This is a genomic window from Pseudoalteromonas sp. S3178 (assembly GCF_005886985.1).
GTDB classification, from domain to species: domain Bacteria; phylum Pseudomonadota; class Gammaproteobacteria; order Enterobacterales; family Alteromonadaceae; genus Pseudoalteromonas; species Pseudoalteromonas carrageenovora.
The window spans coordinates 1-268 of the sequence record NZ_PNCW01000162.1; the positions used below are offsets into that span (position 1 = coordinate 1).

Here is a 268-nt window from a genome sequence, read left to right on the forward strand (position 1 = left end):
CAAATAACAGCAAAGCCAATGTACTGCTTTGCTGAGTGCGCAGATTACTCGCGTTTTTATCGACCTTATAGTTAAGCTTTTTAGCAATCTCATGAACGCGACGACGAGTTTCTTCGTTAACCAAAGGGCTATTTCTTAGGGCGCGCGACACCGTAGATTGCGAAACGCCAGCATAATGGGCGATATCAAATGAAGTTGCTTTACCTTTCATGTTCTTCTCAACGCTTAAGACAGTGACATTGTCAGCCATTCAATTTTTTTTTCAACC

At 42.2% G+C, this 268-nt stretch carries 1 protein-coding gene; it reads right to left on the reverse strand.

What is annotated here, in order from left to right; all coding sequences use genetic code 11:
• Positions 1-211: LacI family DNA-binding transcriptional regulator (locus tag CWC11_RS20455; protein WP_138684153.1), on the reverse strand; the 211-nt coding region annotated here is incomplete at its 3' end.
• Between the last annotated feature and the right edge of the window lie 57 nt (positions 212-268).